The sequence below is a fragment of the Nonlabens ulvanivorans genome (genome assembly GCF_032922765.1).
Taxonomy (GTDB): Bacteria; Bacteroidota; Bacteroidia; order Flavobacteriales; family Flavobacteriaceae; genus Nonlabens; species Nonlabens ulvanivorans.
The window spans coordinates 2,704,439-2,723,853 of the sequence record NZ_CP136694.1 but is presented as its reverse complement, the minus strand read 5'-3'; the positions used below and the strand labels follow the sequence as shown (position 1 = coordinate 2,723,853).

The following is a 19,415-nucleotide window of genomic DNA, read 5'->3' as shown; positions in this document are numbered from 1 at the left end:
ATTAAAATAAATAAAATCACTTTGAAGAAAATCCTTTTTTTTGCTGCAATGTTCCTAGCTATAGCTGCTCAAGCACAGCACAGTCCATCAGAAGACAATGCAATCGAAACTTGCGAAATGCAGCTTAATGAGAAATTAAATTTTATGCTCGATGGTTCTTTTGCAAATGAGAATGTGCTCTTCAAGGAAATTGCAAAATTAAGACCATGTGGCCTCGATGAATTTGATGTGAATTTTTTTGGTAACATGGACGTTTTTAATACCATGCTAGCTCGTATTTCTAAAGAGAAAAAAGTAGAACAAATGACTTTTAATGATCTCTATACCGAGATTGTAAAATTTAAAAAGGCAGATGTTTATAAGGAGATCAGAGAAGTCACTATTGCGAGTGAAAGATTAGGCGAGACTGTAGGGAATATTGAAAACTGGTCACAAGACCTTGCTCTTTTTGAAAGCCTAGGCGCTTCACAAGATGTGATTAACAAAGTTTATAATTACTTAAGTACTCATGTGGACAATGAGAAAACCTATAAGGAGATATTAGGATTGCTTAAAAAACAATCCTAATATCAATATCATTTAATTACCGGTTAAATATTTCTTAGGCGTCGTACCATATTTCTTTTTAAAGGCACTTATAAAATGGCTTGCTGTACTATAGCCCACTTTAAGACCGACTTCATTTACATTATGCTGACCGCTATCTAGGAGTTGACGTGCATAATCCATTTTATGATCCAGTAAAAATCCATAAACGGTATCTCCATACACTTCTTTAAAACCTTCTTTTAATTTTTTAAGAGACAATCCTATTTCCATCGCTAGTTCATTAAGAGATGGCGGATTGGTCATACGTTCAATAATGATTTCCTTGGCTTTTTTAATCTTACGCATATTGTCCTCATCTACTAGAAATGGGCATGCCTCAACATCTGCATCTTCTGGACTATTGAAGTATAAAGACATCAATTCATAAGACTTACCTTTAAAGTATAATCTCTTAATAGCATCGTTCAAATTATAATTCATTAACTGATGCAATGCCACAGCCATGGACGGCGATATACTGCCATCAACATAGTATTTCTTATCCTTATTCTCGGCACTTAAGAAACTCACATGCTGTGCATCAGGAGAGAATAACGAGTGGAATTTTTTTATAGAAACTAATACACATATAAACCAAGAATGACCCTTTAAATCTAGATTAATAGGTAAATCTCGAGAAGGATTATACAGCAGATAACTATTTTGTTCTGAAAGACTTAACTTATAACTACCTTCATTAAACGCTAGATCTACCTGACCTTTTAAACAAAAATGAAATTGAATATAACTATTATCCACATCGTGGTGAAAATGCGCCACGTCATCTGTTTCATTCTTTAATCTTACTACTTGAAATCCTTCTTCAATTAAGGTCACCTCAGCAGCACCTTTAGCGATATTTTCCATTTTCATTCTTATTTATAACTACTCTAAATAGTAGTGTTTTGCTTTCGCGAAAGCGTTTATAACACCATTTATCAGTACAAAATACACATTTTAACTACAAAAGTAACTCATTGCGTTTAAATTGGAACTCATAGCGTTACTTTAATAACGATTAGTCTTATAATTTTGTTTTTCATTATCAAAGTGTATATGGCGGCAGCTCAGCCCAAACATTTTTCATTTTACAGTATAGGTCTCAGTTATCGCAAAGCCGATGCCGAGACTCGCGGACTTTTTTCACTTTCAGAAGAAGGGATCAACAATTTATTACTAGAAGCAAAAGAAGAAGGCATTCCTTCTCTAGCAGTGATATCTACCTGTAATCGTACAGAGCTTTATGGATTTGCACAGCATCCTTTTCAATTAATACGATTATTATGTGAGCATTCACATGGTACTGTAGAGGAGTTTCAAAAAATAGCCTACATTCAAAAAAACGAAGACGCCTGTAATCATCTCTATACCGTAGGTACTGGATTAGACAGTCAGATATTAGGAGATTTTGAGATTATAGGACAGCTTAAAATGGCGTTCAAACGCTCAAAAAAATTAGGCTTGATTAATGCCTACATGGAACGTTTGATGAATTGTGTCATACAAGCTAGTAAGCGCATTAAAACCGAAACAGAGTTAAGTAGTGGTGCAACATCAGTTAGTTTTGCTAGTGCACAATATATTTTAGAAAACTTTCCTGCTGGTGGACCTGCAAAAAAGATTTTGCTTTTCGGAACTGGTAAAATAGGTCGTAACACCTGTGAAAATCTAGTAAAACATACAGAAAATAAGCAGATCACACTAATCAATCGTACTAAAGATAAGGCAGAACGTATCGCGGGAAGATTTGACTTAATCGTTAAAGATTATGCGCAACTAGAAGAAGAAATTGCTCAATCAGACATTATTATTGTAGCTACAGGCGCACAAAAGCCTACCGTTTCTAAACAGATCATACACACTAATAAGCCTTTATTAATCATGGACCTATCCATACCTAAAAATGTGGATGATAACGTGACAGAATTAGATAATGTAAAGCTTATTCACTTAGACGAACTTTCTAAAGTGACTCATAAGACACTTGAAAATAGAGAGAATTTTATACCTCAAGCTCAGGCTATTATTAAAGACGTTCATGCAGATTTTAAGCAGTGGATGGTTTCTAGACAGTTTGCACCTACCATGCATGCCCTTAAAACTAAACTCTCTACTCTTAAAGATGCTGAAATTAAAAATAGTCGTACAAAATTCAGTGATTTTAATCACGAACAGGCAGACGTACTAGCTGATCGTATTATTCAAAAAATCGCTGGCCATTTTGCAAATCATTTACGCAATGAAGATGAAAGTACTGAAGAGGCGATAAGTTTACTCAATAAAGTCTTTAAACTAGAAGAATTAAGCAGTTATGAGTCTTAAAATAAGAATAGGTACAAGAGATTCACAACTAGCGATGTGGCAGGCCACAACTGTTCAGTCTCAATTAGAAGCTTTAGGTTTTCAAACAGAATTATTACCTGTAAAATCACAAGGTGATCTTAATCTTGATGAGCCACTTTATGAAATGGGCATCACAGGTATCTTTACTAAAACTCTCGATGTCGCACTAGTTAAAGGTGATATTGATATTGCAGTGCATAGTCTTAAAGACGTTCCTACTCAACTACCTAAAGGTATGGTGCAAGCAGCTGTGCTTGAGCGCGCTTCTCAGAAAGATATTTTAGTATATAAGTCTAACTTTAATCCAGACGAAGCCATGACTATCGCAACTGGTAGTTTACGTCGCAAGGCCCAATGGCTTAATATGTACTCACAACATCAGGTTGTTGATCTAAGAGGTAATGTTAACACACGTCTTTCTAAATTACATAGTAATAAAGACTGGAATGCTGCAATATTTGCAAAAGCAGGATTAGACCGTATCGGGTTATTATCGCAATTAAGAAGTAATTATGGGTTTGAATATTCAGACTTAGATAGTTTTGTACCTGCACCAGCTCAAGGCGCGATGATGATTGCCGCAATGGGACATAATACCGCTGTATTAGAAGCGGCCTCACAACTTAATCACGCTCAAACACAACGATGTGTTGACATAGAACGACGTTTTCTAAGAGAACTAGAAGGCGGTTGTACCGCTCCTATAGGTGCGATTGCTCAAGTGCGTGATAATAAAATTGATTTTACCGGCTGTCTACTAAGTATAGATGGTACGGAACGTATCGATGTAAAAGATCAGATTAACTTGACAGAAACAGATGTTGATTTAGGTGTCGCTTTTGCGAAAGCGCAATCAGAAAAAGTATTTGCAAACGGCGGAAAAGCTTTAATGCAATCCATTAAGTCGGTACTTAATTCCTAGAGTTTTACACTCCTTTTTTATACAAGACCGTTAAGTTCTTTACCAACTCATTATATTTACGGCTATGAATTGGTTAGATATTGTTATTTGTATTGTTTTATTGATAGGCCTTTGGAAGGGCTATCTCAACGGTTTTTTTGTAGAGCTTACATCTTTACTCGCTTTAATTGCGGCAATTTACGGCTCTATTTATTTCTCAAATTATGCAGGAGACTGGTTGCGCAAACAATTTGAATGGGAAGAAACATATATTACGATAGCTAGCTTTATCATCACTTTTGTCGTTATCATATTTGTAATAAGCTACGTAGGTAAGCTGATTACTAAATTAATGAAAACTGCAAAATTGGGCTTTTTGAATAAACTAGCTGGCGGTGCTTTTGGACTTATAAAAATGGCTTTTCTTGCAAGCGTTATATTAATGTTTATAAAAACTGCCTCTGGAGAATTTAATCTTTTAGGAGATCAAATAACCGAAGACAGCTTAGTTTATGAACACATAGAGCCACTTGCACCTTTTTTGCTTCCTAAAATTCTTGCAGAAGCTGATCGCGTAGATCGTAGGATAAGAGGTGATAGAGATGAGAATGAGACACCAATAGATTCTACAAACACATCTGGCAACTTCTAAAACAGAACACTTAAAGATCTGATAAAGGAAGCTTTTTTGCTTTATAATCCAGTTTAAAGAATTCTACAAAACTTTCAGGATTAGTAACATTACCACGTTGAGAGATTAGATCAATGGTGATATTTCTGTCCTTAGCTTTATGAGAGAAATCCTCTAGAATCTCTATAATATCATTATCTAAATAAACTGTCTTAGTCACGTCTAGTTCAAGTACAGAGTTTTCAGGAATCTTATCTAGTTCTTTAAGGATGGTTGCTTTATTGAAAAAGGTAACCTCTTCAGCTAGCGTCATTTTTATTTTTCCATCATTTACATCTTCACCTTCTTTGTGCAAGAAATGTGAATTTTGAAAACTTTTAATTAAGGTAATAAAAATCCCTACTACGAGTCCAATCCCTATTCCCCATAACAAGTCTTTAAATATAATCCCTAAAATAGTTACTATAAAAGGTACCCATTGCTTCCAGCCCAGGCTGAACATTTGTTTAAATGTAGAAGGCTTTGCAAGCTTAAAACCAACAATAAAAAGAATAGCCGCAAGAACAGATAGTGGAATTTTATTGAGTAACGTAGGAATTAAGATAACTGCTATCAATAAGAAAAAACCGTGAATTATAGCAGATAGTTTTGTTTTACCACCTGATTGAATATTAGCAGAACTACGGACAATAACCTGAGTGATAGGTAATCCACCTATCAGACCCGATAGGATGTTACCTGTACCTTGTGCAAATAACTCTCTGTTAGTCGGAGTTACATTCTTTTCAGGATCTAACTTATCGGTAGCTTCTACACATAACAGAGTCTCTAATGATGCTACTAAGGCAATAGTAAATCCTGTTATCCAAACTTCTGTTTTGCCAATAGAAGAAAAATTAGGAAAACTGAATTGTCCTAAGAAGCTATCAAAATCTTTAGGTACTGGAACTTTCACTAAGTGATCTTGAGTAATTGCAAGCGAAGAATCTTTAGTGAATAAGTAGAATACTATTCCTATCACAACTGCAACTAATGGACCTTGAATTAAAGTAAACAATTTACCTTTCTTAGATAATATATTGGACCACAGTAGTAAAATAGCCATAGCAATAATAGCTACAACCGTCGCTCCGATACTAATGTTACCACTTATTAATGCATTAAAAGCCTTAAGAAGCTCTGTTAAAGTATTTTCCCCATCCAGCTGTAAGAAAGCAAAATCACCTTCTGGATCTTCATCCATTCCAAAAAAATGAGGGATTTGCTTTAAAATAATAATGATTCCTATACCGGTCAACATACCTTTAATAACAGAAGACGGAAAAAAGTAACCAATGATACCTAATTTACCAATACCGAATAGTATTTGAATAACTCCTCCTATTACTACAGCTACTAAGAAGTTTTCATAACCCATGGTAGTAATGGCTGTCATTACTATAGCTGCTAGCCCAGCTGCCGGACCGCTTACACCTATTTGAGAACCACTAAGAGAACCTACAACGATACCTCCTATAATTCCAGCAATCATTCCTGCAAATGGTGGTGCACCACTAGCTAATGCAATACCTAGACATAAAGGTAGAGCCACAAAAAATACTACGACACTTGCCGGTATATCCTTAGATAAATATTTAAACATTATTCTTTATTATTAATTAATAGTAACACTATCAACTAATGTATAAAGAAAAAACGACAAAAGAAACAGTTCACTGTACTGAATAAGTAAATATGAATTAGAGCTTTTTAATTGTTTTTAAAGTCACCCATGCTTTACTACCGTTTTCTAAAGAGATTCTTGCCCAATCATTGAACTCTTCTAGCACCTCAACTTTTGTTCCTTCATGAATGACAAAACTAGCTGAGCTAGACTGCTTAGGTTCTTCTCTTGCAGTAAACTCTGCAGCATATACGATAGCATACTGCTGATTACCCAAGTTATTTTGAGCATAAAAACCTATTATTATTGTAGTAATTACCCCAATAGCAAATAATAACATTAATAGAAAAAACAGCCTTTTCTTACCAGCTGTTTGAGAATAATGATATAGTACAAATAGAAGTATAGAAATGATTAATAGAATAATGCTTAAATATGCCCATTCATCAATGGTTAAGGAACTCGCAACTGAACTTGCTTTAGACTCAAATTCGTTTTCTGGTAAGCTCTCTACTGCATCAATACGCATTTGCTTTGCAAATTGTAAATTATTTAAAACATCTTCATTACTAGGATCTAACATTAATGCCTTTTCATAATTATAAATAGCAGGTCCTACCTGATTAAGTTTATAATAGGAATTACCGAGATTATAATAAACGTCAACACTGTGAACATCAGTTTTAAGTATCTCCTCATAATTTGAGATAGCCATTTGATAATTCTCAGCCGTGTAGGCTTGATTAGCTTTAGCAAAATGATCATCTACTTCACTACCTTGACCACTTACGATAAGTGTCATCAACAAAAACAAAAAGCTTGTCATCCACTTCATAATTAGCGTTTTAATTGTTTATCGATTTCATTAATGACTTTACTAGCTTTTTCAAAGTCTTGTTGCATACCACTATCTGAGGAAGGTGTGTATCTAGCAAATTCACAACTGGCTAGCAATTCTACAAATTCCTTATTAGTTTCTACCGTTGCACCACGCTGTAATAATAACTCACTAACTCTATCCTTAGACATTTCGGCAGTTTGAATATTGAGCTTTGATTTTAAATAATTGTGTAATGACTTTTCTAATGAGATATAAAACTGATCATGATTTCCTAAGTTTTTCTTTGCAGCACTTAAATATTTTTTACTTAGTCTATTTGCAGTTTTCAATCGATTTCCAATAACATCGCTAGCAATAGCTTCTTGTTTGCGTCTTACTAATAAGGCGAGAGGAATTAATAATAATGAACCACTTATAACAACCCAATAAGGTGTTGAATTAAAGAAATAGGTTGATTCTTTATCTATAAAATCAGTAGATGTTTTGATAAAAGCAAATTGCGCATCGTTGCTTATAAAATTTTTATTAGCGCCGGTAGAATTATTAACTGCAGTATTAGAGCCAGATGCTGGCGCAGGACCGTTAACTTCAATAAGAGTCTCTCCACTATTAAGAGTTATAAAAGTTTCTTTTTTAGGGTCAAAATAAGAGAACTCAACCGGTGGCAATATGTACTTCCCACCATATTGCGGCACTATTACATAGGTATCGCTTATAGTTCCTTTCATTCCAGAAATACTAGTTTTAACATCATTGCCGCGCTCTGGCTCATAAGCTTCAAGACTTTGAGGAACTTTAAGTTTAGGCAATTCCATTAATTTTAAATTTCCAGTTCCGCCCACTTTAACAACAGCGTTTAAACTTTCTCCTGCATCTAACTGCGCTTTATCAAGTTCTACCTTAAATTTAAAATCACCTACAGCTCCCGTATAACTTGCTGGACGTCCGGCTGTCGGAATGGACTTAACGTTTATTTTTCTACTTCCTGCACTTACTGTTTTTGAAACCGTTTTAAAAACTGTTCTACCAAAAAAGTCTCGCCTATTAGTCGGTACTTCTACATTAATATCTAAGGTTAGAGGCTCAATAACTAATTCGCCAGTTTTCTGTGGATAAAGAACCACTTCTCTTAATTGTAAATAACGATACGGTTGACCTAGATAATTACCGTTTTTAACTTGAGCATTACGATTATCAATATTCAAAGACCAAAAATCTGGATACTTTGGGCTATCAATTTCATTCCATCCACTTACTCCAGTGTTATTTGCCACATACAGTTTGTAAACCACTTTAATAGGTTCATTAAGATATGGATTTGCTTTTGAAACCTCAGCGACTAGGTGAATATCAGTATCTGCTGTAATCTCTTGACTATTTGCATCTTTAGGATCATCAACAGCACCGTTGATAGCGATTTGAAAAGGGACTGTTTTATACTCAGCTCCTTCAAACTCCATAACAGCCTGTTTAATAGTAACCTTTCCTGTCTTATTAGGCTTTAAAATGTAACTATAAGATTTACTCATGCTACTTTTACCATTTACCCATTGTTGAGAAAATGATTGAATAGGACCACTAACTACTTGAAAACCTTCAAAATTAGGTGGCGTAAAATTATCTCCTGCTACATTCATCTTAAACTCTACACGCACGCGTTCATTTATAGCAATTTTATCACGTGTAGGTGTTGCCGTAAATTCTACTTGAGCCATACTGGTCCAGCCAGTTATGATTAACAAACAGAAAATGATTAAATGTCTCATATTACCAGTCTTTCTCTGTTTTAACGCTTTTGCCTTGAGCCTTTTTTGCGTTTACTTTTTCTTGAATCTTTTGTTCTTCATTAGACATCGCCTCTAACAATTGTCTTGCTTGCTGCGGCGTTAATTTACCTTCAACACGCTGTGGTTGCTGTCCTTGATTTTGTTCCTTAGGTTTACCATCACCATTCTCTCCTTCACTATTCTCTCCTTTATCACTTTCTTTTTGATCGCCCTTATCGCCTTCTTGATCTTTACCGTCTTTCTCGTTCTGATCACCTTCATTATCACCATCACTATTCTCATCCTTATCACCTTCTTTATTATCTTGATCCTTATCTTGATCTTGATCATCATTGCCACCACCGCCACCGCCGCCATTTTTCTCTTTCTCTTGTTTTGCAAGGGCAAGGTTATAGCGAGTTTCATCGTCTGTAGGGTCATTGCGCAAGGCGTTTTTATAAGCCTCTACAGCTTCATCATATTGCTTATTTTCTAAAAAAGAGTTCCCTAGATTATGATAAATCTTGTGCTTTTCTTCTTTACTTGTAGATGCCTCGGCAGCCTTTTTATAATTCTCTACAGAGTTGAATTTTTTATCGTTGTTATAATATAGCGTACCTAAGTTATAACTAGATTCTGCTGCGCCAGGTTTGAGTGCAGTGGCCTTGCGATAAGATGCTTCTGCTTGATTAAAATCGCCTTCAGCTGTATATTCTTGAGCCTCTGCAACAGCTGTATCATATGCCTTATCTAATTCTTTGTTTTGTTGCGCTTTCGCGAAAGCGAGACCTAACAAGCTCAATGCAACCACACAGATAATATGTTTATGACTATTACTCATTGAAAAGGTTTAATTTTTTAAGCCACGCCGTTTTTTTCTCTAAATAAAAGATATCTAAAAATAAAAAGAACAATCCAAAGCCCAGAAACCATTGAAATTGAGATTCAAAATCTGCGTACTGCTGTGATTCAAATTCAACTTTATCAATACCTAAGAGTTCTTCTTTTAATTTTTCAATTACGCTAGCGGTTACTGTACCATCGATATAAACCCCATTACCTACACTTGCTATTTCTTCTAGCGTTTCAGAATTAAGTCTGGTTATAACGGTGTTACCATCTCTATCTTTTTTAAATTCACGTACAATACCATTGCGTTTAATAGGAATGGTTCCACCTTTTTCAGTACCTACTCCTATGGTAATGATACGTATTCCATTTTCTGCAGCTGCCTCAGCATAATCTAGAGCTTCTCCTTCATGATCCTCACCATCAGATATGATGACGAGCACTTTTGAAGCTTCAGTATCTTCACTATAATAACTTTCTGCTAGTTGTATCGCCTCTGCAATGGCTGTACCTTGACTAGAAACTAGATCTGTGTTCATAGATTGCAAAAACATTTTTGCACTGCTGTAGTCTGTGGTAATAGGTAATTGTGGCACAGCAGATCCGGCATAAGCAATTAACCCTATGCGATCACTAGCAAGGTTATTAATGATTTGAGTTACTAACTGTTGTGATTTTTCTAAACGACTAGGTGCAATATCTTCTGCAAGCATAGATTTTGAAATGTCCACTGCAAACACGATATCCACGCCTTCCCTTTTAATAGTTTCTATTTTCGTACCTGCTTTTAGATTTACTAATCCAACTACTAAAAATAAAATCCCGGCACTTATGGTAACTAGTTTTAAAATAGGTTTGAACCAAGAGCGATCTGGTATTAAATGAGAAAGCATTTGCTTTTCTGCATACTTGCGCTGTGCTGTAAAACGCCAGTACGACAAAAGCACAAATAGCATTACCAGCACCGGAATGATGCATAGCAGCCAAAAGTATATTTTCTCTTCTAATAGGTACATTTAATAATTTTTACTTCTATTTTTTATCAAGTTTATGCTACTGTTCTAAATACCGTGTAACGCAATAACATTTCCAATCCTAAAAACCCAAGTGCAAACAGCACTAGAATTCTATATTTCTCCTCAGTATTTATAAATTTAAATTCTTCTATTTCCGTTTTTTCTAGCTTATCAATCTCACTATAGATTTCTACAAGCTTTTTATTATTAGTTGCTCTAAAATATTTCCCGCCAGTGTCTACCGCGATTTGCTTCATTAAATCTTCATCAATTTCTACTGGCATCATTGCCATACGGAATCTGTTTCTACCGATTGGAGCTACCGGCGATGGCGCCATTCCGTTTGTACCTATTCCTATGGTATATACCTTAATGTCATATTCTAGGGCAAGTTCACTAGCGATTTTAGGGTCTATAAAACCACTATTATTAACTCCATCAGTCATTAATATAATTACCTTACTTAATGCTTCACTGTCTTTTAATCGGTTGACCGCTGTCGCTAGTCCCATACCTATTGCAGTACCATTTTCTAAAACACCATCAAATGCTATTTCATTGATTGCTCTTAACGAGATCATCTCATCTGTTGTGATAGGCGTTTTAGTATAACTTTCTCCTGCATAGACGACTACTCCTATACGATCATTAGGTCTTCCTTTAATAAAGTCTGCCGCTACCTTTTTAGTAGCTTCTAGTCTATTAGGACTTAGATCCTCGGCTAGCATACTTGCACTTACATCTACTGCTAGTACAATATCTATTCCTTCTGTTTTTTTAGTTTTTGTAGTAATATCAGTAGTTTGTGGTCTAGCCAGTGCTGTAATAATTAGCGCAAGCACTATCAATCTTAATATAAATAACAATGGACGCAGATTTGCTAGCCACGAGGTTTCTACCTTAAAACCTTTTAAACTAGAAATCTGAACTTGAGCTTGCTGCCTGCGACGTGTCCAGAGATACCATGCAATTGCAACTGGTATAGCCAGCAATAACCAGAACATTTGCGGATCTAGAAACTCGATACTATTAAACCAGTTTATCATTTACCTGATTGTTTTTTAGAATTTTCAATTTTTGCAATTTCTATCGAATTTAAAATACGTTCCTTAATCAAACGACCATATTCTCTCGATTTATCTTCTTCATCATCTTCTAGATAAGTCACAAAAATCTGCTGCATACCGCTATTTTCATTAAAAATCCACAAGTCATATTCATAAGCTGAGCCATCAAAATCAAAGGTTCCCGTAAATTCCAATCCTTTCATTCCCTTATGCTCTAACTCGTTATCTAGCATAACTATATTAGTCGCTCCATCTTGTTCTAGACCATTAGTAACAGGACCTATTAAATTTTGTGCGTTAAGCTCATTAAGCTGTGCTCCTTCCTTAAACAAATATGTAGAAACTGTAATGGTTAGATTATCTCCATCTTCACCTAATTGAAAATTATCAAATGCACCTACATATTGTGACAACTCTTCGGGAAGTTTATCCTCATCTGTACGCACTAATATATCTGGAGTGGTAATAGCTACTTCTGGAACACCATAACCCGATCGCAACCAGTCCTGCTCATAATACTCGCGTAACTCGTTTCCTAGTATCTTATCCTTAACATTATTTGCTCCTTCAATATAAATCCAACTACCTAACGCAATTATTATCGTAATTAAAGCTAATCCTGCACCTAGCGCAATTTTTTTAGCTTGCGCTTTCAATTCTTGCTTTCTTCTATATTTTGCATCCATCATCAACTCCTCTTCAGTAGGTGGTGGTAGTACCTGATGAATGTTATAGATAATATCGGTTGTGTGCAATCGATCTTCTTTTGCAGTAATGGCATCTGGTGCGACACCAGCAAATTTTACAAGATCTGCTCTTTCTAATATTTCTTTAAGTCGAGTCTCTGTCGTTGATGTAATGTTCATACCACGATCAACCATAACTGTTTTAAGTTCACCTAATAATTGTCCCGTTGTGCTCTCTAAAGCATGTCCATATACCTTAGAGTCAATATATTTTCTAATAATATAAGTCAACTCTGTATAGAATTCTTTAGAGCGTTTTTGCTCTAACAACTGCTGTTCATCTAGTTTTGATAAACGATATCTAGTCCATTCATAAGGCTGTAATGTTTCCTCATAGGTTTTCTTTTCACGCTTTCGCGTAAGCAGATATATAAGACCACCTAGTGGTAAAAGCAATAGCAGCCACCATAACCAGCTCCAGTCAGTAGGTCTTGTGTCTGGTATATCGATAGCTGGCTTTATGTCAAACATTTTTTGTTTTGCAGTATCCACTTGTACCTCGCGAACTTTTACAAGTATGGAATCCGAAAATATTTTAGCCTCGTTTTTAAGAATGCTTAATTGTGGAACATAATAATCACCAGAATCCCATTGAGTAATCCCATATTGTTTAAATAATCTCAATCGATCATTTTCACGTATTGTGTCTACTGGATAAGACTCTATAACTTCTAACTGACCAAATTTTGCCTGTTCTGGAAAAACAATTAAATCTGTACTTGTAGCATCTACGGTAATACCTAGTTTCACCTCTTCACCCATCAGGATTTCATTACGATCAACAGTAGTTTGTACTGGCTGTTGAGCTAATAGTTGGGTCATGCTTAAAAACCCGAAAAAGAATATTTGAATCAATTGCTTCATCGTGTTTTAAAATATCCTAATAATTTCTTTGTGTAACTTTCTTTCGTTTCTAGATCAATAGCTCCACTATCTGACTTAGTAAACGCATTTTTAAAATAGTTTGCGCACTCTAGGTGATGCGCCGCATATTTATTACGTATCGATTTTGAACTGGTATTTACCATTTGACTTTTACCAGACTCTTGATCTTTAAATTGTACTAGTCCTATATTAGGCATTTCGGCTTCTCTCTGATCATATACACGCACACCAGTGACATCATGCTTGCGCCCTATAATTTTTAAGGTTCTATCATAATCTGTTGCCATAAAATCTGACATTACAAATACAATAGCTTTTTTCTTTAAAACGCCTGCCATAAACTCTAGTGCACCACCTATGTTAGTTGTCTTATGTTGAGGCTCAAATTCAAGTAATTCTCTGATAATTCTCAGAATGTATGACTTCCCTTTTTTAGGCGGTAAAAACAACTCAACCTGGTCAGAAAACAATAGCAACCCGACTTTATCATTATTTTGTAATGCACTAAACGCTAATGTTGCACAAAGTTCAGTGATAATTTCTTTCTTGATTTGCTCTTGTGTACCAAAAAGTGTTGATCCACTCACATCGGCAACCAACATGAGTGTAAGTTCACGTTCCTCTTCAAAAACTTTAATAAATGGCTCACTGTATTTTGCCGTTACATTCCAGTCTATATTTCTTACGTCGTCACCATATTGATACTTGCGCACTTCACTAAAAGTCATACCACGACCTTTGAACGCACTATGGTACTCGCCACCAAAAACAGCATCACTTAGACGACGTGTTTTGATTTCGATTTTACGGACTTTTTTAAGAAGTTCTTTAGTATCCACTATTGAAATGGGTGGTGATTATTGATTAATGATAATTTGTTTCTAATCTGACCAAGACTATACGCTAACTCACCACTAATTTAAATGGTGATTACTGTTTATAATTAAAATTATATATCTATGGTACTTCTATCGTATTCACGATTTTATTGACAATATCTTCAGTAGTAAAGTTTTCTGCCTCGGCTTCATAGGTGATCCCAATACGATGACGTAATACATCTAATACTACAGCACGTACATCTTCTGGCACGACATATCCACGACGTTTGATAAAGGCATAACATTTTGCAGCTTTAGCAAGGTTAATAGATCCACGAGGTGAAGCCCCAAAACTGATAAGTGGTTTTAAATCATGTAAACCGTAGTTTTCTGGATAACGCGTTGCAAATATGACATCTAGAATATATTTCTCAATTTTCTCATCCATGTAGACAATTTCAACGGCTTCTTGAGCACGCAAAATTTGATCTATGCTAACAACAGCATTAGGCTCAGGAAAATCTTTTTTAAGATTAGCACGCATAATGAACTGCTCATCTGCAATGGTAGGATAGTCAATTACCGTTTTTAACATAAAACGATCCATTTGCGCCTCTGGCAATGGATAAGTACCTTCTTGATCTACTGGATTTTGTGTTGCCATTACTAAAAATGGACGTTGCAATGGAAAAGTAGTGTCACCTATCGTAACTTGCTTTTCCTGCATAGCCTCTAGTAGTGCACTTTGCACTTTTGCTGGCGCACGGTTAATCTCGTCTGCAAGAACAAAATTTGCAAAAACGGGTCCTTTTTTAATATTGAACTCGCCATCCTTCATGTTATAGATTAAAGTCCCCACTACATCTGCAGGAAGTAAATCTGGAGTAAACTGAATTCTTGAGAACGAACCACTAACTGCCTTAGATAATGTAGTAATGGCTAGTGTTTTTGCTAGACCAGGCACTCCTTCTAATAAAATATGTCCACGACCTAATAAACCTATAAGCAATCGTTCTACCATGTATTGCTGGCCTACAATCACCTTATTCATTTCATTAACCAATAAGTCTACAAATTGACTTTCTTGGGCTATTTTTTCATTGATACTTGCTATATCGATAGCGGTATTTTGTTGATCCATAAGTGATGTACTATTACATTCAATCTAACTCGCAAATTGTAGTTTTCTTATCATGTATGCTGTTAATCGTGCGTTAAAAATGCATAAAAAATCGTAAAAATTTAAGAATAATATCAAATTCAAACAAATACCGAGCAAATTGTAGGATAAATAAGAGAAAAGTAGGACTGATTAAGTAATAAGAGTGTGTGAATTACGCTTTCGCGGAAGCGTACTCAAACCTAACTATTGCTTATTTTTGTACAAAGTACTCGCAATGAAAACAGTATTAATTACAGGTGCCACCAGCGGTATAGGACTCGCAACAGCTATAACACTAGCCGAAAATGGATTTGCCATCGTATTATGTGGAAGAAACACGGAAAAACTAGCAGAACTTAAAGAAAAATTAAGTGCGGTTGTACCGGTAGAAACATTAGCATTTGATGTGCGTGATAAAGATATGGTTGCTTCTCAAATAGCAAGCTTAAAAGCACCTTTTAATGAAATAGATATCTTAATCAACAACGCAGGAAATGCCCATGGTCTAGACCCTATTGATAAAGGTAGTATCGATGATTGGGATGCGATGATGGATATTAATGTTAAAGGACTGCTTTACGTAAGTAATGCAATTATTCCTCAAATGCGAGACAGAAAACGTGGGCAAATCATCAACATAGGTTCGACTGCAGGAAAAGAAGTATATCCTAACGGTAATGTTTATTGTGGCTCTAAACATGCTGTAGACGCCATTACTACTGGTATGCGATTAGATTTAAACCCTTATAACATACGTGTCGGCGCTGTAAACCCAGGATTGGTTGAGACTAACTTTAGTGAGGTGCGGTTTAAAGGAGATTCCGAAAGAGCCGATAAAGTATATCAAGGATACCTAGCGTTACAAGCCCAAGATATTGCTGATGTTATTTTATTTGCCGTAACCAGACCTGCGCATGTAAATATTGCAGACTTAACAGTTATGTGTACTGCGCAAGCCAGTAGTACTGTGTTGAAGAAAGAGTTATAGACAAGATTGGTCTCAAATTAATACATTAAACATTACAAACAATAGTTTTAATATAGTTCAACTTTAAAACTTAGATTTTCAAATAAACGATTTACACTTTTTATATGTACCCATTAAGACGTAATAGAAGATTAAGAACAAACAACGCTATAAGATCAATGGTTCAAGAGACCATAATATCACCTAATGATTTTATCGTTCCTCTGTTTATAGTAGAAGGAACTGGTATAAAGGAAGAAATCGCCTCTATGCCAGATTACTATCGTTATAGTCTAGATTTACTTAAGGATGAAGTAAAAACGCTATGGTCTATGGGATTGAAAAGTGTGTTGCTTTTTGTAAAAGTTCCCGACAATCTAAAAGACAATAAAGGAACTGAAGCTATTAATGCAAACGGTTTAATGCAACGTGCTATTAAAACTGTCAAAGATGTAGCGCCAGATATGTATGTTATGACAGATGTTGCATTGGATCCTTTTTCAAGTTATGGCCATGATGGTATAGTAGAAAACGGTGAGATTCTAAATGATGAAACTGCTGAAGTGCTGGCTCAAATGAGCGTCTCACATGCACAGGCTGGAGCAGATATGGTGGCGCCTAGCGATATGATGGATGGACGTATTCTTTATATACGTGAAGCTCTAGAAGAAGAAGGTTTTAAAAATACCGGAATCATGAGTTATAGCGCAAAGTATGCTAGTGCATTTTATGGACCTTTTAGAGATGCACTGGATAGCGCGCCTGGTTTTGGAGATAAAAAAACCTATCAGATGGATCCTGCAAACCGTAGTGAAGCCATAAGAGAAACACTCATGGATATCGATGAAGGAGCAGACATAGTTATGGTAAAACCAGGATTGTGTTATCTAGATATCGTGCGTGATTTAAAAAACGAAGTTGAAGCTCCTATTAGCGTTTATCAAGTGAGTGGTGAGTATGCGATGCTTAAAGCTGCGGCAGAAAAAGGCTGGTTGAACCACGACGCCGTGATGATGGAACAAGTCACTGCCATTAAAAGAGCTGGAGCTGATCTTATAGCGAGTTATTTTGCTAAAGATGTAGTTAAATTACTAGGTTAAAAATTGTTGATTAACTTTACAAAAAACTATTCATGGGATTACTCCTTATTTACGCAACAGTTTCGATTTTCTTTTCCTTCCTCTGCTCTATTCTAGAAGCGGTATTATTGAGTACTACTGGTACTTTTATGAAAGTAAAAGGTCAAGAAGGTGCTTCCTATATTCCAGCATTAAAAGAACTTAAAAAAGATGTGGACAAACCACTTATTGCCATTCTGACTTTAAATACGCTTGCTCATACGGTAGGAGCAATTCTAGTAGGTGTTCAAGCAGAAAATATGGTAAGTGGTAGTGGATATGACAGTAGTTATTTTGGAATTCCGTTTGTGGGAATTGTTTCTGGTATTATGACGGTTTTAATCCTTGTAGTTTCTGAAATTATTCCTAAAACAATAGGTGCAACCTACTGGAAAGGTCTTGCTGGTTTTACGACTCGTGCCTTAAATTTTATGATTTTTCCTTTAAAATGGACAGGTATTTTATGGATTCTTCAATTGACGACTAAAGCCATCGGGAAAAGTGCTCATATGAATACGATGACTCGAGAAGATTTTATTGCCATTACAGATACCGCAGAGAAAGAAGGAGTTTTTGACCCATCTGAAGGACAGTACATTAAAAGTCTTATGAACTTTAATAAAATTAAGGTTAAAGATGTAATGACACCACGATCTGTAATGTTTATGGCGCCGCAATCCATGAAGATTAAAGACTTTTTTAAAGAAAATCAAGAATTACGTTTTTCTCGTATTCCTGTTTTTGGAACTAACAGAGATGACATTAAAGGATATGTACTTAAAGATCATATTCTAGAAGATATCATACACGATAAACCAGCAGAAACTCTTGAAGATTTACGCCGTGAAATATCTATGGTACCAGCAAATATTCCGATCCCACAATTGTTTGAAAAAATGATTGCAACTAAAGAACATATGGCACTAGTTGTAGACGATTATGGAAGTGTGCAAGGAGTGGTAACTATGGAGGATGTCATTGAAACCATGCTAGGATTAGAAATCATGGATGAAAGTGATAACGTTGAGGACATGCAACAACTAGCACGTAAAAACTGGGAGAAGAGATCAAAATCTTTAGGACTTGAAAACCCAGATCAAGGTACTAATTTATAAAACTAATGAAAAGAATTCTTTTACTTCTAGCTATACTTACGAGCAGCATAAGCACGTCACAGCAATCTGATGTTAAAAGTGCTTTTTTAGAAAAGTGGAATAATTCAAAAGAATATCTGATTATCATTGCACAGTCAATGCCTGAAGATAAATACGACTTCAAGCCTACAAGACGTCAAATGAGTTTTAAAACTCAATTGATACATATAGAAGGTAATATGAAGTGGCTGGGCACAACTTACTTTAATCTAGAAACTGTAGGAGAACCAGAAGACCTTTCTAATTTATCTAAAGAAGATCTTATTATTGCCCTACAATCTAGATTTGACGACATCTTTAATGCCGTAAAAGCCATGGATAGTAAAAAGTTTGAAGAAGTCGTAGAGTTTTATGCTGGACCCAAGTCTAGATTACAAATTCTTAACCTATTGCAAGATCATGTTACACATCATCGTGGTCAACTTATTGTATATCTCAACATGTGTAATGTAGACTTACCTAGATATAGTGGATGGTAGTTAGTTGATAACCTCAGCATCAATCATATACTGTACTATAGCTTCTTTCATTAATAAAGACTGTTCTCCTGCTTTAAGCGGTGGCAAATTCTCTTTTACAATATAATGTGGCCATTTATCATCATCAAAATGTGAAAATTCATAATAGCCATAAGGTTCTAGAACACGACATATCGCAATATGCATCAGTTGGTATTTCTCATCTTTCTGAAACTTACGATGCAGCTGTCCCAATTCTTGAACTCCTATCATGAACAATATAGCATCTATATCCATTTGTTCTCCATCACTGAATCGCTCTTGAAAAAAGGCAACTGTCTGTGCCCATCGCTCTTTTAATTGTTCATCTCTGCTCATGCTGTAAAAGTACGATGTGTGTTGGGATTATGCTTTCGCGAAAGCGTAATATTTTAAAGCT

19 protein-coding genes are annotated in these 19,415 nt (G+C 35.5%); 8 read left to right on the top strand and 11 right to left on the bottom strand.

Translation table 11 applies throughout. From position 1 onward, the window contains the following. The first annotated feature begins 21 nt into the window (after positions 1–21). A complete protein-coding gene (locus tag R1T42_RS12315) occupies positions 22–567 on the top strand; it encodes a hypothetical protein (RefSeq protein ID WP_152556219.1) in 546 nt (181 codons plus the stop codon). Between the two features lie 12 nt (positions 568–579). On the opposite strand, the gene R1T42_RS12310 is transcribed toward R1T42_RS12315, so the two are convergent. After that, complete coding sequence (locus tag R1T42_RS12310) at positions 580–1,455, bottom strand: helix-turn-helix transcriptional regulator (protein WP_042245303.1); 876 nt, start codon at positions 1,453–1,455, stop codon at positions 580–582. Between the two features lie 189 nt (positions 1,456–1,644). On the opposite strand from R1T42_RS12310, the gene hemA reads away from it, so the two are divergent. The 3 genes from hemA to R1T42_RS12295 all read left to right on the top strand — a co-directional run bounded on the left by hemA (position 1,645) and on the right by R1T42_RS12295 (position 4,484). Next, positions 1,645–2,910, top strand: a complete 1,266-nt coding sequence (gene hemA / locus R1T42_RS12305; RefSeq protein WP_036583110.1) for a glutamyl-tRNA reductase — start codon at positions 1,645–1,647, stop codon at positions 2,908–2,910. Further along, positions 2,900–3,853: a hydroxymethylbilane synthase gene (gene hemC, locus R1T42_RS12300; RefSeq protein WP_317290534.1), complete on the top strand. Its 954-nt coding sequence runs from the start codon at positions 2,900–2,902 to the stop codon at positions 3,851–3,853. Before hemA ends, hemC begins: the two co-directional genes overlap by 11 nt. Before the next feature lie 64 nt (positions 3,854–3,917). Then, positions 3,918–4,484, top strand: coding sequence for a CvpA family protein (locus tag R1T42_RS12295; RefSeq protein WP_317290533.1), 567 nt, complete (start codon positions 3,918–3,920; stop codon positions 4,482–4,484). 10 nt (positions 4,485–4,494) lie between these two features. Here R1T42_RS12295 and R1T42_RS12290 read toward each other — a convergent pair whose 3' ends face one another. The 9 genes from R1T42_RS12290 to R1T42_RS12250 form a co-directional block, all read right to left on the bottom strand. Further along, complete coding sequence (locus R1T42_RS12290) at positions 4,495–6,105, bottom strand: SulP family inorganic anion transporter (RefSeq protein WP_317290532.1); 1,611 nt, start codon at positions 6,103–6,105, stop codon at positions 4,495–4,497. Between the two features lie 97 nt (positions 6,106–6,202). Continuing rightward, positions 6,203–6,961, bottom strand: coding sequence for an SH3 domain-containing protein (locus tag R1T42_RS12285; RefSeq protein WP_317290531.1), 759 nt, complete (start codon positions 6,959–6,961; stop codon positions 6,203–6,205). Positions 6,962–6,963: 2 nt separating this feature from the next. Then, positions 6,964–8,733 carry a BatD family protein gene (locus tag R1T42_RS12280; protein ID WP_036583128.1) on the bottom strand — a complete coding sequence of 590 codons (1,770 nt, stop codon included), beginning with the start codon at positions 8,731–8,733 and terminating at the stop codon, positions 6,964–6,966. A 1-nt stretch (position 8,734) separates the two neighbouring features. Then, positions 8,735–9,574: a tetratricopeptide repeat protein gene (locus R1T42_RS12275; protein ID WP_317290530.1), complete on the bottom strand. Its 840-nt coding sequence runs from the start codon at positions 9,572–9,574 to the stop codon at positions 8,735–8,737. Continuing rightward, complete coding sequence (locus R1T42_RS12270; RefSeq protein ID WP_317290529.1) at positions 9,567–10,598, bottom strand: VWA domain-containing protein; 1,032 nt, start codon at positions 10,596–10,598, stop codon at positions 9,567–9,569. The genes R1T42_RS12275 and R1T42_RS12270 overlap by 8 nt, the downstream gene beginning before the upstream one ends. A 32-nt stretch (positions 10,599–10,630) precedes the next feature. Continuing rightward, positions 10,631–11,644, bottom strand: coding sequence for a vWA domain-containing protein (locus tag R1T42_RS12265; protein ID WP_317290528.1), 1,014 nt, complete (start codon positions 11,642–11,644; stop codon positions 10,631–10,633). After that, complete coding sequence (locus R1T42_RS12260; RefSeq protein ID WP_317290527.1) at positions 11,641–13,233, bottom strand: hypothetical protein; 1,593 nt, start codon at positions 13,231–13,233, stop codon at positions 11,641–11,643. The genes R1T42_RS12265 and R1T42_RS12260 overlap by 4 nt, the downstream gene beginning before the upstream one ends. Positions 13,234–13,271: 38 nt before the next feature. Beyond that, positions 13,272–14,135 (bottom strand): DUF58 domain-containing protein, encoded by an 864-nt coding sequence (locus R1T42_RS12255; protein WP_036583140.1) that lies wholly within the window; start codon positions 14,133–14,135, stop codon positions 13,272–13,274. Between the two features lie 118 nt (positions 14,136–14,253). Continuing rightward, on the bottom strand, positions 14,254–15,258 hold the full coding sequence (locus R1T42_RS12250) for an AAA family ATPase (protein ID WP_317290526.1): 1,005 nt from the start codon (positions 15,256–15,258) through the stop codon (positions 14,254–14,256). A gap of 256 nt (positions 15,259–15,514) precedes the next feature. Here R1T42_RS12250 and R1T42_RS12245 point away from each other — a divergent pair, with 256 nt between their 5' ends. The 4 genes from R1T42_RS12245 (at position 15,515) to R1T42_RS12230 (ending at position 18,997) form a co-directional block, all read left to right on the top strand. After that, positions 15,515–16,267, top strand: a complete 753-nt coding sequence (locus tag R1T42_RS12245; protein WP_317290525.1) for an SDR family NAD(P)-dependent oxidoreductase — start codon at positions 15,515–15,517, stop codon at positions 16,265–16,267. A gap of 104 nt (positions 16,268–16,371) precedes the next feature. Continuing rightward, positions 16,372–17,346, top strand: a complete 975-nt coding sequence (hemB, locus tag R1T42_RS12240; protein ID WP_317290524.1) for a porphobilinogen synthase — start codon at positions 16,372–16,374, stop codon at positions 17,344–17,346. A gap of 32 nt (positions 17,347–17,378) precedes the next feature. Then, entirely contained in the window at positions 17,379–18,479 is a 1,101-nt protein-coding gene (locus tag R1T42_RS12235) for a hemolysin family protein (protein ID WP_317290523.1), read from the top strand. 5 nt (positions 18,480–18,484) lie between these two features. Further along, positions 18,485–18,997 carry a DinB family protein gene (locus R1T42_RS12230; RefSeq protein ID WP_317290522.1) on the top strand — a complete coding sequence of 171 codons (513 nt, stop codon included), beginning with the start codon at positions 18,485–18,487 and terminating at the stop codon, positions 18,995–18,997. Here R1T42_RS12230 and R1T42_RS12225 read toward each other — a convergent pair whose 3' ends face one another. After that, entirely contained in the window at positions 18,998–19,354 is a 357-nt protein-coding gene (locus R1T42_RS12225; RefSeq protein WP_036583154.1) for a hypothetical protein, read from the bottom strand. Positions 19,355–19,415: the final 61 nt, after the last annotated feature.

What these genes read in the sequence shown, in the direction of transcription:
- R1T42_RS12310 (WP_042245303.1), bottom strand. Translation starts at nt 1,455, where the DNA reads ATGGAAAATATCGCTAAAGGTGCTGCTGAGGTGACCTTAATTGAAGAA.
- hemA (WP_036583110.1), top strand. Translation starts at nt 1,645, where the DNA reads ATGGCGGCAGCTCAGCCCAAACATTTTTCATTTTACAGTATAGGTCTC.
- hemC (WP_317290534.1), top strand. Translation starts at nt 2,900, where the DNA reads ATGAGTCTTAAAATAAGAATAGGTACAAGAGATTCACAACTAGCGATG.
- R1T42_RS12295 (WP_317290533.1), top strand. Translation starts at nt 3,918, where the DNA reads ATGAATTGGTTAGATATTGTTATTTGTATTGTTTTATTGATAGGCCTT.
- R1T42_RS12290 (WP_317290532.1), bottom strand. Translation starts at nt 6,105, where the DNA reads ATGTTTAAATATTTATCTAAGGATATACCGGCAAGTGTCGTAGTATTT.
- R1T42_RS12285 (WP_317290531.1), bottom strand. Translation starts at nt 6,961, where the DNA reads ATGAAGTGGATGACAAGCTTTTTGTTTTTGTTGATGACACTTATCGTA.
- R1T42_RS12280 (WP_036583128.1), bottom strand. Translation starts at nt 8,733, where the DNA reads ATGAGACATTTAATCATTTTCTGTTTGTTAATCATAACTGGCTGGACC.
- R1T42_RS12275 (WP_317290530.1), bottom strand. Translation starts at nt 9,574, where the DNA reads ATGAGTAATAGTCATAAACATATTATCTGTGTGGTTGCATTGAGCTTG.
- R1T42_RS12270 (WP_317290529.1), bottom strand. Translation starts at nt 10,598, where the DNA reads ATGTACCTATTAGAAGAGAAAATATACTTTTGGCTGCTATGCATCATT.
- R1T42_RS12265 (WP_317290528.1), bottom strand. Translation starts at nt 11,644, where the DNA reads ATGATAAACTGGTTTAATAGTATCGAGTTTCTAGATCCGCAAATGTTC.
- R1T42_RS12260 (WP_317290527.1), bottom strand. Translation starts at nt 13,233, where the DNA reads ATGACCCAACTATTAGCTCAACAGCCAGTACAAACTACTGTTGATCGT.
- R1T42_RS12250 (WP_317290526.1), bottom strand. Translation starts at nt 15,258, where the DNA reads ATGGATCAACAAAATACCGCTATCGATATAGCAAGTATCAATGAAAAA.
- R1T42_RS12245 (WP_317290525.1), top strand. Translation starts at nt 15,515, where the DNA reads ATGAAAACAGTATTAATTACAGGTGCCACCAGCGGTATAGGACTCGCA.
- hemB (WP_317290524.1), top strand. Translation starts at nt 16,372, where the DNA reads ATGTACCCATTAAGACGTAATAGAAGATTAAGAACAAACAACGCTATA.
- R1T42_RS12235 (WP_317290523.1), top strand. Translation starts at nt 17,379, where the DNA reads ATGGGATTACTCCTTATTTACGCAACAGTTTCGATTTTCTTTTCCTTC.
- R1T42_RS12230 (WP_317290522.1), top strand. Translation starts at nt 18,485, where the DNA reads ATGAAAAGAATTCTTTTACTTCTAGCTATACTTACGAGCAGCATAAGC.
- R1T42_RS12225 (WP_036583154.1), bottom strand. Translation starts at nt 19,354, where the DNA reads ATGAGCAGAGATGAACAATTAAAAGAGCGATGGGCACAGACAGTTGCC.